Source organism: Arthrobacter sp. GMC3 (assembly GCF_002929305.1).
Taxonomy (GTDB): Bacteria; Actinomycetota; Actinomycetes; order Actinomycetales; family Micrococcaceae; genus Specibacter.
On record NZ_PJIO01000004.1, the window covers coordinates 56357 to 69819 of the forward strand.

Genomic DNA, 13463 nt, shown 5'->3' on the forward strand with positions numbered 1-13463 from the left:
GCGACCTTGCTCGAGTTTGACCTGAGTGAGCACGAGCCTCTAGTCTCATTTGAGATGGCCTCACCAGTTGTCCCCCAATAAACTGGTGAGGCCATTCTCATGTCATCTGTGGATCTTCTCGGGGCGTGACTGCGTGGTTGCCCGCAGTCGTTTAGCTAGTGCGCTCCAACGGTGATGGCGATTTCGTTGGGGACACCGTCCATTTTCTTGGATGCAGTGATCTTCCCTGTGGTGAGGTCCACTGCGTGGATGGTGTTCGTTGCAGGTTCGGTGACATAGGCTGTGGCGCGGTTCGCCACGATGGCGGGGTGGGCGTCCTGCCACTCTTTTGGTCCCTCCCAGCCCGCGATCACGGGGAACTTATTGACGATCTTTCCGTCTTCCGGGTCGAGAACGTGGATGGAACCATCCGTGGACAGGATGTAGGCCAGGTCCCCGGGGCCTCTGGAAACGCCCCTGAACGTGTAATGGACGGCGTCGGGAAGCTGGACCACGTTGTAGCTGTCCTTCTCGGTATCGATGAGAGCTACGGAGTTGAGTAGGTAGCCTTCCGCATCGGGATTGTTCTTGTAGTCGCCAACCACAACCGGACTGGTCTCTGAGACAAAGGCGTTGCCCATCCGGCCGTACTTGTCCGGCGCGGTGAACTTTCGGAACTTACCCTGTTGGTATAGCAGCGCGCCGTCCTCGCAACCGAAGACCACGGCCTCATGGGCGGCAGTACCTTCTCCATGGATCCCGGGACACTCCTTGCTCTCTGCGGCAACATGCCAATGGTCCTCGTGTGCTTCCATGGCGACAGCTCCGGAACGGGATGTTTTATCACCCACCGTGGTGAGGAGTTTCCCATCCGCCAGCACGATTGATACCCCATGGTGTGGTGAATCTGCCGTGTATGTCTTTTTCTGGGGAAGGGCGCCGCTGACATGGGCGAGGTCTTCGGATTTCAGAATCGTGGTGGTCCCCGTTCCGTCGTCGAAGAGGACCGTGTTGCCGGCGTGCCGGACCACATGGCCCGCTGCCGCAGCGCCAATCACCAGATCGGTGAGTCTGGGCTCGGCCATATCAAGCAGCTGGAAACCGGCTGTCGTGGTCACGATGACGTGCCGGCCGTCTCCGGCGGGGTTGAGCCGAGTGAACTTCTCGGAATCAAACTTCTGAACGACCTCGAGAGTCTTTCCGTCCAGGACGCTGATGCCGCCCTCTGAAGAAACTGCAATGCGCCCGTGTGCGTTGGCGGAGGCAGCGGAAGTGCTGGACGACGAGGCCGTTGTGGTGGCCGTTCCGGCTGCGTTGCCGCAGGCGGAAGCCAGCAAGGTGATTCCTGCAAGCGCGGCGGCTACTCCCAGGTGGGGTTTTCGTTGGTAAAGCATGTGGTGGTTCCTCATTTTCATTGTTAGGTGCAAGCACCGTGGTGTGAGCGTGATCAGGGAGAAAGTCCCCGGACGATTCGTTGGGTATTGACGCGCATCATGTCCAAGTAGGTGGGGGCCTCACCAGCGGGGCCGGTCAGTGATTCCGTGAACAATTCGCCCACTTGCACGTCCATGCCGGCCTCTTGGGCGAGGACTTGAACCAGGCGATCGGGCGTGGATGATTCGGCAAAAATGGTCGGAACGCCGGCGCTGGTGATCGCTTCGCTGAGTTGGCGCAAGTCGGCAGCGCTAGGAGCCGCGAGTGTGGTTCCCCCGGGAATCACGGCCCCGATGACCCGAAAATCGAACCGTTTCGCGAGGTAGCCAAAAACGTGGTGGTTGGTGACCAATGCGCGACGTTCCGGAGGGAGCGCAGCGAATTTCTCTGTCATCTCGGCGTCGAGGTCCTTGAGTTGAGCCCGGTAGGCGGACGCGCTGATAGCCAGCTCCTCCCTATTGATCCCCTGGATTTTTCCGACGGCGGTTTCAAGGGCGTTGACGACGTCGAGCATGGCAGCCGGATCGGTCCAGAAGTGGGGATCCGGCGCACCCTTCGCGTCCCCCGCGCTGTATGGGACGACGTCGATCACCTCACCGGCGACCAGCATGGGTGCGCCAGCGCCGGAGGCTCTGTCCAGATGCTGCTGCAACCCTTCCTCTAGGCCCAGGCCATTGGAAACCACGAGGTCAGCGTTGCCCATCAGGGCCGCCTGCCGAGCGGAAATATCAAAGGAGTGCGGGTCGGAACCGGGTTGCATGAGTGTGGTCACGGTGGCCTGATCCCCTAGGACCTGGCGCGTCACATCCCCGAGAATGTTGGTCGTGACCACCACCTGCGGTCCTTGCGACGGTGCCGCTGGGGAGCACCCCGAGACAACCATCGCCAGCACGGCGGCGACTGCCAACTGCGGCAGGCCCCTCATCGGCCCGTCTCCGCGAGGTGCACGGGCTGCGTCAGCAACGTGAGGGTCCGGGCAATGCGGGCACCGTCGGCGTAGGCAATCTCAAACACCACACCCTCCGCCGGTGCGCTGACGTAGGCGCGCTCGCCGTCAACGGTGAGTTCCACCCTCCCCGTCAGTGCCGGATCGGCTAGGGTTGCGGGCATCAGGGGCGCGGTCGCAGAGAGTTGCTCCTTGCTCTTTGCGTCATACACCTGGACAGTGCCGTCTTTGCTGACGACGACGACGTGCCCGGCTTCGTCGTCCACTGCGGCGGCGGCGAGCACCGGTGTAGAGGTGGGAAGCCAGTCCCACGAGCGCTGGCGTGTATTGAGCAGCCACACCCCGGTGCCGTCTCCGAGACCAGCGACCGTGGGCCGGCCCTTGCGTCCGCTAAATGAGGTGGCCGGGGCAGGGGACCCTTCCGGATATGGAACGTGTTCGAGCACAGGGTTTGCCCCCTCGCTCCTGGCGATCACCGCGCCGTCGGCGCATCCGATAACCAGACCCGCCCTGGTGGCGATGGTGCCCGCAGCCGCGGGGCACGCCGTCGTCGTTAGTTCCGCACCGCTGGCGGTAACAGCGCGCAGGCGCACGGGGGTGCCGCTTCCATCCGGCTCAGTGACAAGTGCGCCGTCACCCAGAGGGGCGATGACGCCGGTGTGAGGGGCGATTTCCAGGCGAAGAGTCTCGGAGATTCTGCCGTCCCCCAGCGCCGCGTTGTCTATAAGAACGGCAGAGCCGGAAGTGGGGAAGAAGAAGCCTGTAGTGCCGGAGGTGGAGAGCGGCCCGGTGGCGACGGACGCCACACCCTGTCCAGCAACGGGCCCCACCAAGGCAGGCCCGGCCCTGTAGTAGTGGGAGTGGTCTCCGTGGTCCCAAGTCCAGACGCCGGTGTCGATGATCTCGACGCCGGTGGTGCTGGCCGCAAAAACAAAGCGCCCGTCGCTGGTGACACGCAGCGGTGGATGTACCGACCCCAACTCAGTGCCAGCGCCGTTGAGGAGATCCAGCATGGAGGCTTTGCCCGCGGCGTCGATGGCCACGAGATGAAGCTGCGGTTCAGCGACTTCGGCGGCCCCGGTGATCTCGCCGTGTTTTGATGGGGTAGATCCCGTCGTCTCAGCTTGCGGGGCGGGGGAACTGCCGCAACCGGCGACAGCAAGGAAAATGACGGCGGCCAGGACCGCCTGTGGTGTTCGGGTATTCATGGTTACTTTCCAAGGGGTGGCAGGGAAACAGCTCGGGGTAGGCGGTCTTCGGAGGATTTCTGGACGGTGTGTGCCGCCGATCTGCGGCGCACCGCAAGGAGGCCGGCCGCGGCGTTTGAGAGACCTGCAAGGGCAATGGCCGCCGCCGCAATGGAAGCCCCTGCCGCCGTGCCGCCGTACCAGGAACAGAGCAGCCCCACCGCCGTGGCCAGTATGCCGAACGCGGCGGCGACCACCATACGGACAGGGATGCTTGACGTCCAGGGGCTGGCTGCGACGGCCGGGGCTAGGAGCAATCCCACCACCAGCAGTGATCCGACAGCTTGGAAAGAGGACACTACGGCAAGTGTTACCAGGCCCACCAGGGCCAGCTGGGCCAGGTGGGGGCGGAGCCCCAATGTCATGGCAATACGGGTGTCGAAGGCCGCGGCAACAAAGCTTCGGTGCAGGGCTGCGGCAACAATTACTGTCACAATCGCGGCGCAGAGCAGGCCGATCAGGTCCCCTCTGCTCAGGGCGAGGATGTCACCGAAAAGCATGGCGGTGGCGTCGGTGGCAAACGACCTCGAGTGCGAGACGATGATGACCCCGAGGGACAGCATGGCAACAAACAGAAGGCCGATGCTCGTGTCGTAGGATAGCCGGCCACGCCGCTGCAGTGCGCTGATCAGTGCGCTCATGACAATGGCGCTGAGCGCTGCTCCCACGACGGCGGGTGCCCCCGCGATAGTTGCCAGGGCGACTCCTGGGAGCATTCCGTGGCCGATCGCTTCGCCAAGGAATGCCATGCCGCGGACCACAACCCAGGTCCCCACCACGCCGGCGATGATCGCAACGAGGGCGCCGCCGAGCAGCGCTCGGAGGAAGAAGTCTGCGGAAAAGGGGTCAGTAAGCAAGTGCATGCCATCACACTAATGATAATGAGAACGATTATCAAATAGGGGTTAGAGTGAGGTGTGACTTCTTCTGACGATGCCATGCGTGGGCGAAACCTGTCCTTCAATTTCGATGGTGCTCCGGTGCTGCACAATGTCGACGTCGACCTGCGATGGGGCACCATGACAGCCATTGCCGGGCTCAATGGTGCCGGCAAGTCGACCCTCATTGAGATTCTTGCCGGCGTTCGACGGCCCATGACGGGGGTGGTGGAACGGGCCGCCGAGGTGGCGCTGGTGGTCCAGCGCGTGGATATCCCGGATGCGTTGCCCCTCACTGTCCGGGAAGTGGTTCTCATGGGAACCTGGGGACCGTCGCAGAAATCTTCCGTGAAGACCAATACCAGGGAGCGAAGGGTGAGGGTCGCCGAGGCCCTAGACCGGGTGCAACTTGCCGAACTTGCGACAAGGCCCTTTGGCAGCCTTTCCGGTGGTCAGCGCCAACGCGTCCTGCTCGCGCAAGGAATGGCCCGTCGGGCTCGAATCTTTCTTCTTGATGAACCGGCCGCAGGACTCGATGCCCGAAGTCGGGAGCGCATCCGCTCCATACTGGCCGAGGAAGCGAATCGGGGCGCGGCAGTCGCCTTCGTGAGCCACGACAGGGAATCCATTGCCGCGGCCACCTTTGTGGTTAGCCTGGAGGGCGGCCGCCGAGTCGGCTAGCTGAGGGTTGGTGTTGTTCACGGTCGCTCCACGCAGCATGGACATCAGGGGTAGTTCAATCGCCGGGCTAAGCTGGCTGAGTGACTCGGGAAGTCGATGCACGGGCCATAGAGTTTGGTGCGCGCATGGTCCCCTCAAGGCCGGGGCGATTCGCCCACCCCTGAATTGTGAATGAAGAGAAACTTATGCCGCTACGTGACAATGACGAGCCCATACGCCGCCGGGGCGTCCGATTCCAGCGGCGGCCCGCCCCCGAGATGCCTCGAGCGACGGTCTCCTCGTGCCGGACTCGGTACATCATCGATGGGCATCTTCGCCCCACCCCGGAGCACGTATCCGTGGCCGACGCGCTGAAGTTTGCCGAAGCTGCGCCACACCGGATGGCGCTAAGTCTTTTCCCCGCACCAACACCGCAGGATGTCGACGAGCTTGCCGAGGCGTGGGAACTGCACCCGCTGCTACTGGAAGACCTATTGCACGCCGGTCAACGCCCGAAGCTGGAACGCTACGGTGATGTCCTTTTCATGGTCGTACGTTCTGCACGGTACAACGACGCCGCGGAAGGCGTCGATTTCTCGGAGTTTCACGTGGTGGTCCGCCCACACGCCATCGCTGTCCTGTGCCAAGATCAGCGATGGATCGACGGGACCGACGAGGAGACCATGTCCGGGGATCCGTCGGATCTCGCTGACCGGGACGGTCGTACACTCCTCGACGACGAGTTCCTGCTAGCCCTTGGTCCCGAAGCGGTTGCCTACCGGCTTCTGGACGCGATCGTCGACGGCTACATTCCTGTACTTCGCGGCCTGGCAATCGACAAGGAACAAATTGAGCGACAAGTCTTCAGCGGAGACGCTGCCGTCGCTGAACGCATTTACCGGTTGAGTCAGGAAGTCATCGACTTACAACACACAACCACCTCGATGGCAGACGTTTTGGCCGACCTTCGCCAAGGTTTTGACCGGCAAGAAGTTCCAGAACCCCTGCAGGCCTATCTGCAAGACGTTGCCGACCACCTGACCCACGCCAGCTCCCGGGTATCCGAACTCCGCGACGCACTCTCACAGATCCTAGGAGTGAACTCAACGCTGGTGGCTCAGCGGCAGAACGAGGACATGAAAAAGATTTCCGGCTGGGCGGCGATCCTCTTCGCACCCACCCTCATAGGAGCCATCTATGGGATGAACTTCGAGAACATGCCCGAATTGCACTGGGCCCTTGGATACCCAGCGGCGGTGGGGGCGATGCTCGCCTTGGCGGTAGTGCTCTACATCGTCTTCAAAACCAAAAAGTGGATGTAAGTTGCTGTCCGCTACCGACTATCAGCATTTCACCGGGTCAAGAAGTCAGCACGACCGGGGGCAGTTCCGCCCTGTAAAACGGTTTTTTGTCGACGCAGCGCAATAAAACTGATGAGGGGACCAATGGCCAGTGGCAGAAAAGCGAACTGCCACCCGAACCAAGCCCCTGCCAGGGCGGTGAAGTAGATGGCCCCAATACTCATGAAGTAGCCGATTCCCATTTGCAGGGCAATGGCAGTGCCCACGGCCCGTCCGCCGGAGGCGTCCCCGGTCATGGCCGAATAGAGCGGGGAATCGGAAATAACCGAAATACCCCATGCCAGCAATATTGCGATCGCAAGCAATGAAGGCATCACCCCCAGCAGCGGACTCGCTAGTGCGCACACCATCGAAATGGCAACCGAACACCGGGCCACCAGCCTCTTGCCGAAGACTCCGGCAAGAGCACCGCCCAACAGACACCCAAGCGTTCCAGCAACCCCAATGATGGTGAAAGCTGCAAAGCCCACTCCAGTTGGACTGCCTGCCGCGAAAGCGGGCAGAGTCACCAGCAGCATGGGTAGCCACACCCAGAGCCCGTAAACCTCCCACATGTGAGCGATGTAGGCAATAGTTATTCGCCGTTGCGCGGGGTCGCGGGCAAGCCGGAACAAGTCCGCCAACGTGCTTGTTCCCACGGCAAGAACATGCGGGCCATTGCGCAGCTTGAGCGCCAGCAGTGCGGCTATGGCCGCGGCGATGGCACTGACTATGAGCACCTGGCGCCAGTCATTGAGTGGCGAATCCGTCAACAGGTAGGGTGCTGCGGTGCCGAGAGTGAGGGCGGCGACCATGGTCGATACGGCAAGGCCCCGCCAGCGCGGAGCAGACCAGGACACCGTGGCCCGCATTCCTGGGGGATAGACGGCAGCCAGACATAGCCCGACGGCGCCACGAGAAACGATGAGCAGGAGCAAACTCTCGTCATTGAATAGAGGAAGGAGTGTGAAGGCACCAGTGGCTAGAGCGCCCAGCGGGACAACCACCGAGGGCGCGACGCGGTCACTGAGCCGAAGGAGGCCCACGAGGACGGCACCCAAGGCGAAACCAAGCTGGACGACGGCGGTCAACAACGCCTTTTGCGCTGGGCCAAGGCCAAAGTCGGCGACCAACGACGGCACTGCCGCCGCCGTCGCGAACCAGGTCGAGACGGCCAATACCTGGATCAGGACGCCCAGTGTAATTTGGGCCAGGGCCCGGGAATTGTTCATTCCCGGGCCCTGGTGGCGCTACAGCAGGCCGCCGCAAGCATGGGAGACTTCACGGAGCCAGACTTGTCCATACCGTTTTAGTCTCCAAATAGGACTCGAGATTCGCATGTCCCATATCTCGCCCGTACCCAGATCTCTTGTACCCGCCGAACGGGGCCGCAGCGTCTGTTGCCCCGTACATATTGATGTACACCGTCCCGGCCTGCAATAGTCTGGCAAGCCGGTTCGCGCGGGAAATATCCTTGGTCCAGATGCCAGCCGCCAGCCCGTAGGGAGAGTCGTTTGCGCGTCGCGCGATTTCCTCAAGGTCGTCAAACGGTTGCGCTACGACCACGGGCCCGAATATCTCCTCACGAACCGCAGTCATGGAGTCATTGACGTTTGTTAGAACAGTGGGGCGAATGTAGTACCCATTCGGATTGGTGGCATCTGGCAGGGCGGATCCGCCTGCGGACAAGGTTGCCCCGTCAGCCAGCGCCCCATCAATGTAGCCCCGAACCCGTTCATGTTGCCGGGCACTGATGACCGGGCCAATCTCTGAACCGCTAACAAGACCATGACCCACCGTCATCGTGGAAGCGATGTCGCTGAGCTTGCCAACAACATCGTCAAAGACGCGCGATTCGATGTAGAGCCGGGAACCGGCGGCACAGGCCTGCCCGGCATTGAAGAAGATGGCGCTCGCAGCCCCGGTGGCAGCCTCCTGGGCGGGGCTGTCCGCAAAGATAATGTTGGGGCTTTTCCCGCCCAGTTCGAGGGTCACCCGTTTGATCTGGGTGGCAGCCCGCTGCGCAATTCTCTGCCCCACGACGGTGGATCCGGTGAAGGCAATCTTGTCCACACCCGGGTGATCCACCAACGCCTCCCCGGCCTCTGCCCCATATCCGGTGAGGATGTTCAATACCCCGTCAGGGAGTCCAGCCTCGAGCGCCAACTGGCCGAATCGCAGTGCACTGAGCGGAGTGTTTTCTGCCGGTTTGAGGATAATGGTGCAGCCTGCCGCCAGCGCCGGAGCCATCTTCCAGATCGCCATCAACAGTGGGTAGTTCCATGGGACGATCTGGGCTACGACGCCGACAGGCTCGCGTTCAGTGCGCACCATCGTATCCGGCACGGACACGGGAATGGTGTTGCCCTCTATTTTTGATGGCCAGCCGGCAAAGTACTCCAAGTGCTTGATGGACAGGGGGAGATCGACCTCCGCGGCGGCGGAGCGAAGCTTACCGGCGTCGAGCACCTCAAGTTCAATGAACTCCTCGGCATGGGTTTCCAGCAATCGGGCGATGCGCTCAATAATGCGGCCCCGATCAAGTGCACTCATTCGGCGCCACGGGGAACTCGGATCGAAGGCGCGGCGGGCTGCGCGAACGGCAGCATCAGCGTCACTCGCGTCAGCCGCGGCGGAATGGGTGATCACCTGACCGGTGCCAGGATCCACCACCTCGATGGTTCGTCCGGAGTTGGCAGGGACCATCCTGCCGCCGATCAGCAGCCGGGGAGGAGCGGCAAGGAATGCCTTTGTGGCGGCACTGACATCGGCGTCAAAAGTGGTTGGAAATGCGGTTTCGGGGGTCATGTCTGTCCTTGATCGGGGATGTTACGCGTGGTGCAGGGCAGCGAAGGCCTCGGCGGGCATGGCGCTTGTGGTGTCGCCTAGCAGCAGGGCGCGGTAGGTGGCGGTGGCCGCCTCCTCAAGGTTCAGCGCCCGTCGAAAGGCCATGGAAATGGTGTCGCCCAACGCTGAGCACCCGTGGTTGCCCATGATGATGCAGTTGTGTTCGCGGGCTTGTTCGGCCGCCGACTCTGCCAATTCATCCGAGCCGTTGGGGTAGTAGGGTGTGGTGCCGATGGAACGGACGTAGTAGGCGTGGTCAAGGGTCAGCAGCCGGACGTCATATCCCAGAGCGTCAATGAGGACGGCATGCTGTGGGTGCACGTGGACCACCGAGTTGATGTCCGGGCGTTCCTGGTAGCTGCGCTGGTGCAGTTTCCATTCGCTTGAGGGGTTGGGATTGCCGCCCCGGACGTCACCGGCCAGGCTCATGATCGAGAAGTCGGATGGGGTCAGCCGGTCCAGCCAGGTGCCGGATCCTGTCACGACAAAGGTATCGGCTGAAAGACGAGCCGACAGGTTGCCGCCGCTTGCCAGGGCCAGCCCGCGGTCGACGGCGCTCCGGCCGACGTCGCTAAGTTCTGCCAGGATGGCGTCGAGGTCTTGGTTTTCGTTCATGGAAGGTGTCCTAGGTGCTGGTTCTTGGGTGAATTGAAATGCGAGGGTTCCGGGCAGTTGTCCGGTCAATACTCAGGTGCTCACTGGATACGGACCGCCTGGTCCGCCGCGGGCACGTCAAGTTGCTCCGGGATGGCCGTCCCGAGGTTCTCCGAGCCGTCGCTGCCTGCTCGCTGGCGCAGGGCAAACGTCAACCCAAAGCCAACGAGGTAGAGCGAGGCGATAATCCAAACAGTGGCCTCAATGCCGATGGGCGTGACGAGTCCTGCAATAACCGGGCCGATGAACTGGCTCAGACCCGCGCCAAGGTTGAGAATTGCAATTGCTGCGGCCTTATTCTGGGGGGCCAGTAGCGGAACGATTGCGCTGAGCGGGACGAACATGCCCAAGGCAAGCCCGTAGACAACGGCAATAGTGATGGTGATGCCGAATTCGGGGCCAATGATGGTGGGTACGTAGTAGAGGGCCAAGACCGTGGCGAAGGATCCGATGCCACCGGCCCAGGCAACCACATTGATGCGACCTAGCCAATCGGAAAGGTATCCGGAGATAAGGTTCGCCGCCACGTTGGCGGCCAGCATGGTGCCCCAAATGAACTGCCATTCCGCCAGGCTGAACCCGACGTCGCGCACCATGTAGGTGGTCAGGAAAACAACGAAGGCGTAGAAGGACAAGGTGTTGATGAGGCGGACAATGCCGCCAAAGCCGACCCGCGGATTTGTCTTAACAATCGTCACGCTATTGACTACTCCGCGGACGCTGTCCCGGACAGTAACGGCTGCAGTCTGTGGGTTACGCAAAAGGAACAAGACCATGAGTCCGCCGATTGCTACGAAGGCAAGCGAGAGCCAGAGGGTGGCCAATGGCCCGATGACGGGAATGACGGCTCCGGCGAAGTAGGAGCTGATGACGCCCAAGCCCAGGGTGGAGAAGAACCAGTACCAGCCGACGGCCTTGCCCATGACCTTTTCCGGAGTGTCAATGGTCACCCACACCAGGAAACCGTAGGCAAACATGGGGTACCCGAGCCCGCGGATACCAAAGGCGACGAGCATGACAGTGAAGTTCTCCTGCATGAGTCCGAACAAGAGAAAAACGAGTTCAAAGACGACCCAAATGACAAAGCCAACCATCATGACCCGCTTGGGCCCCCAGGCTTCGGCGAGAGCCCCGCTGAGCCAAGCCGCCAAGGCCACCACAATTCCGTACGTGGCCCACAGCGTGGCAACGTTGCCCTCGGAGAAGCCGAGTGAGTCGAGGTAAGGCGAGAGGAACCCGGCTTCAATGCCGTCACCCACCATAAAAATTGTCAGGGCGACGAAGCCCCAAGCGATAGGACGGGAAATGCCTTGGCGGCGCAGCAATCTTGCGAACCGCGTTTCCGGCGTGGATGGACTACTGGTGACCATGTCGAGACTCCTCGTTGAGTGAACCGGGATGAGATCCAGATAAAAGTGTGAACATTTGTTCAATGTATTGAACTGATGTACCTTTATCTTGAAGTGATATTCCTCTCCTGTCAAGGACTCGCGTGACAGCGAGGCAGTTCTGACGCCGTCGTACCTCGTGAAAGGATGACTACATGCTTATGGGACGCGTAGCACGCATGTATTACGAACACGGACTTACCCATCAAGAGATAGCGAATTTGTTGGGTGTCTCTCGTGTGCGCGTCACGCGGCTGCTCGCCGAGGCGCGTGAAAGTGGCATGGTCGAGATTATTGTGCACGTTGCCGAGTCGCTATTTGCGGATGAGGAACAGGCCCTGGTGGAGCGTTATGGCATCAAGCAGGCGTGGGTTGCGCCCAGTGTTGCCGAGGCGAGCAAGGCCGACAGGGCCTTTGCGGTCTTGGGTGCCGAAAGCTTGTCGCAGATCATCGAGAAGGGCTCTGTGGTCGCCTTGGGGCTCTCCACTGCTGTGGCCCTGGTCGTGAGTTCCTTTCCCATGCGCCCACTGGAGGCGAGCTTCGTCCCTCTAGCCGGCAGTACCGGCGGTTTGGCCAAAGGTGCGAACCCGCATCAATTGGCGTTAGAACTTGCTGCTCGCACTCAGGGGAGTGCTTTTCATTTGCCGGCGCCCCTTCTTGCGGCATCGACTGAAGCGGCACTTTCGGCGTACGCCGACCCTGGCGTCAAGGAGGTGCTGGTCATGGCGGAGGGCGCAGATGTCCTAGTGGCCGGGCTGGGCGGCATGGAAGCAGGGCAGGGAATCCTGCTCGGAAACCTGACCGCGGATCAGCGCGAAGACCTGCTGCGCAGGGGGGCTGTAGGCGACATGGGCGGGCGTTTCTTTGACGCGGCAGGAAATGCTGTCACAGGGCCGCTGGATGACAGGGTAGTTGGCGTTACCCTTGAGGCGCTTAAGAGCATCCCGAATCGCTTGGTGGTGGCGCGGGGTGCCACCAAGGTGACGCCGCTCAAGGCAGCCCTCGCGGGTGGTCTTGTGAACATGCTTGTCACTGACGTGGACACCGCGAGGGCCTTGCTGCTTTAGGGAATCATGCGGGGGCGGGAGCGAGGGCTGTCTTGTTTGCGATCGCCTCCATGGGTTCGCCAAGCCGCCACGCCTTCAGGGCCTTAGCGGTGATGCGGGAGTGCTCGGCAATAACGTCGTCGGAGGCTCCGGCAATGTGCGGAGTCAGAGTCACGTTCTCCAGGGTGAACAACTCGGAGTTAGCGGGTAGGGGCTCTTGATAGTAAACATCGAAGCCAGCGCCGGCAATGCGCTTGTTCCGCAAAACCTCCATTAGTGCGCTCTCGTCGATGATGGCAGCCCGCCCCGCGTTGATAAGGAACGCTTCAGGTTTCATCAGGGCTAGTTCCTCGGTACCGATCAGGCCTTCAGTCTGGGGCATGAGTGGCACATGGACGGTGATGATGTCAGAAGTTGCCATGACTTCCTCCAGGGGCACTACCTCTGCGTCGACGCCAAAGGTGTCGCTGGCCAGGAACGGATCGTAGACCTTGACGTTCATGCCGAATCCCAGTGCCCGCCTCATCATCCGCCGCCCCACAGCACCGCCCCCAAGGATGCCAAGAGTTCGCCCGCCCAGCCCGATGCTGCGGAAGCGCTCATAGGGTTCAAAGACGTCTTCCGCGGACCAGTTTCCGGCCCGCAACCAGCGCTCCGAGGCGCTGACCTGGCGCACCGTTGCCAGCAGGAGTGCGAAACTCAGGTCTGCGGTGACCTCGGCGTTACGTCCGGGGGTCGTCACCACGGGGATGCCGCGCGCGCTGCAGGCTGCAAGATCGACATTGACGGGTTTGGCGCGGCACGAGATGACGACTTGCAGATGAGGGGCCAGGGCAAGTGTTGCTTCATCGACCACGTCGAGCTCGGCAACAATAACATTCGCCGTGGACAGCTCGGCCTCAAGAAGCCGATCCGCCAACGAGTCTCCGGACATTGTGGGGTTAATGATTTTTACCTCAAAGTCCGCGGCGAGAAGTTCGGCGACGGCCGGGTCAAAGGGTGCGGTGACGAGGACTTTGGGCTTGTTGGTAACTTCCATGATGC

At 61.6% G+C, this 13463-nt stretch carries 12 protein-coding genes; 3 read left to right on the forward strand and 9 right to left on the reverse strand.

Annotated features, from left to right (window positions below; genetic code table 11):
- Nucleotides 1–155: 155 nt before the first annotated feature.
- The 4 genes from aztD to aztB are packed head-to-tail and all read right to left on the reverse strand — an operon-like array spanning nucleotide 156 to nucleotide 4469.
- A complete protein-coding gene (gene aztD / locus CXQ94_RS08725; RefSeq protein ID WP_258066889.1) occupies nucleotides 156–1373 on the reverse strand; it encodes a zinc metallochaperone AztD in 1218 nt (405 codons plus the stop codon).
- Between the two features lie 53 nt (nucleotides 1374–1426).
- Nucleotides 1427–2338: a zinc ABC transporter substrate-binding protein AztC gene (gene aztC, locus CXQ94_RS08730; RefSeq protein ID WP_104088669.1), complete on the reverse strand. Its 912-nt coding sequence runs from the start codon at nucleotides 2336–2338 to the stop codon at nucleotides 1427–1429.
- Nucleotides 2335–3567 carry an ABC transporter gene (locus CXQ94_RS08735; protein ID WP_104088672.1) on the reverse strand — a complete coding sequence of 411 codons (1233 nt, stop codon included), beginning with the start codon at nucleotides 3565–3567 and terminating at the stop codon, nucleotides 2335–2337. The genes aztC and CXQ94_RS08735 overlap by 4 nt, the downstream gene beginning before the upstream one ends.
- 2 nt (nucleotides 3568–3569) lie before the next feature.
- Nucleotides 3570–4469 (reverse strand): zinc ABC transporter permease AztB, encoded by a 900-nt coding sequence (gene aztB / locus CXQ94_RS08740; protein ID WP_104088675.1) that lies wholly within the window; start codon nucleotides 4467–4469, stop codon nucleotides 3570–3572.
- 54 nt (nucleotides 4470–4523) lie between these two features.
- On the opposite strand from aztB, the gene aztA reads away from it, so the two are divergent.
- Complete coding sequence (gene aztA, locus CXQ94_RS08745; RefSeq protein WP_258066890.1) at nucleotides 4524–5165, forward strand: zinc ABC transporter ATP-binding protein AztA; 642 nt, start codon at nucleotides 4524–4526, stop codon at nucleotides 5163–5165.
- A gap of 185 nt (nucleotides 5166–5350) precedes the next feature.
- Nucleotides 5351–6466 carry a magnesium and cobalt transport protein CorA gene (locus CXQ94_RS08750; RefSeq protein ID WP_104088678.1) on the forward strand — a complete coding sequence of 372 codons (1116 nt, stop codon included), beginning with the start codon at nucleotides 5351–5353 and terminating at the stop codon, nucleotides 6464–6466.
- Between the two features lie 29 nt (nucleotides 6467–6495).
- Here the strand turns inward: CXQ94_RS08750 and CXQ94_RS08755 are convergent, their stop codons facing one another.
- The 4 genes from CXQ94_RS08755 to CXQ94_RS08770 all read right to left on the reverse strand — a co-directional run bounded on the left by CXQ94_RS08755 (nucleotide 6496) and on the right by CXQ94_RS08770 (nucleotide 11355).
- Nucleotides 6496–7716: an MFS transporter gene (locus CXQ94_RS08755; RefSeq protein WP_104088680.1), complete on the reverse strand. Its 1221-nt coding sequence runs from the start codon at nucleotides 7714–7716 to the stop codon at nucleotides 6496–6498.
- 49 nt (nucleotides 7717–7765) lie between these two features.
- A complete protein-coding gene (locus CXQ94_RS08760) occupies nucleotides 7766–9292 on the reverse strand; it encodes an aldehyde dehydrogenase family protein (protein ID WP_104088683.1) in 1527 nt (508 codons plus the stop codon).
- A gap of 21 nt (nucleotides 9293–9313) precedes the next feature.
- On the reverse strand, nucleotides 9314–9946 hold the full coding sequence (locus tag CXQ94_RS08765) for a class II aldolase/adducin family protein (protein WP_104088685.1): 633 nt from the start codon (nucleotides 9944–9946) through the stop codon (nucleotides 9314–9316).
- 80 nt (nucleotides 9947–10026) lie between these two features.
- On the reverse strand, nucleotides 10027–11355 hold the full coding sequence (locus CXQ94_RS08770; RefSeq protein WP_104088687.1) for an MFS transporter: 1329 nt from the start codon (nucleotides 11353–11355) through the stop codon (nucleotides 10027–10029).
- A gap of 179 nt (nucleotides 11356–11534) precedes the next feature.
- Between CXQ94_RS08770 and CXQ94_RS08775 the strand changes: the two genes are divergently transcribed.
- Entirely contained in the window at nucleotides 11535–12440 is a 906-nt protein-coding gene (locus tag CXQ94_RS08775; RefSeq protein WP_181034140.1) for a sugar-binding transcriptional regulator, read from the forward strand.
- 4 nt (nucleotides 12441–12444) lie between these two features.
- Here the strand turns inward: CXQ94_RS08775 and CXQ94_RS08780 are convergent, their stop codons facing one another.
- Entirely contained in the window at nucleotides 12445–13458 is a 1014-nt protein-coding gene (locus CXQ94_RS08780) for an NAD(P)-dependent oxidoreductase (protein ID WP_104088692.1), read from the reverse strand.
- Between the last annotated feature and the right edge of the window lie 5 nt (nucleotides 13459–13463).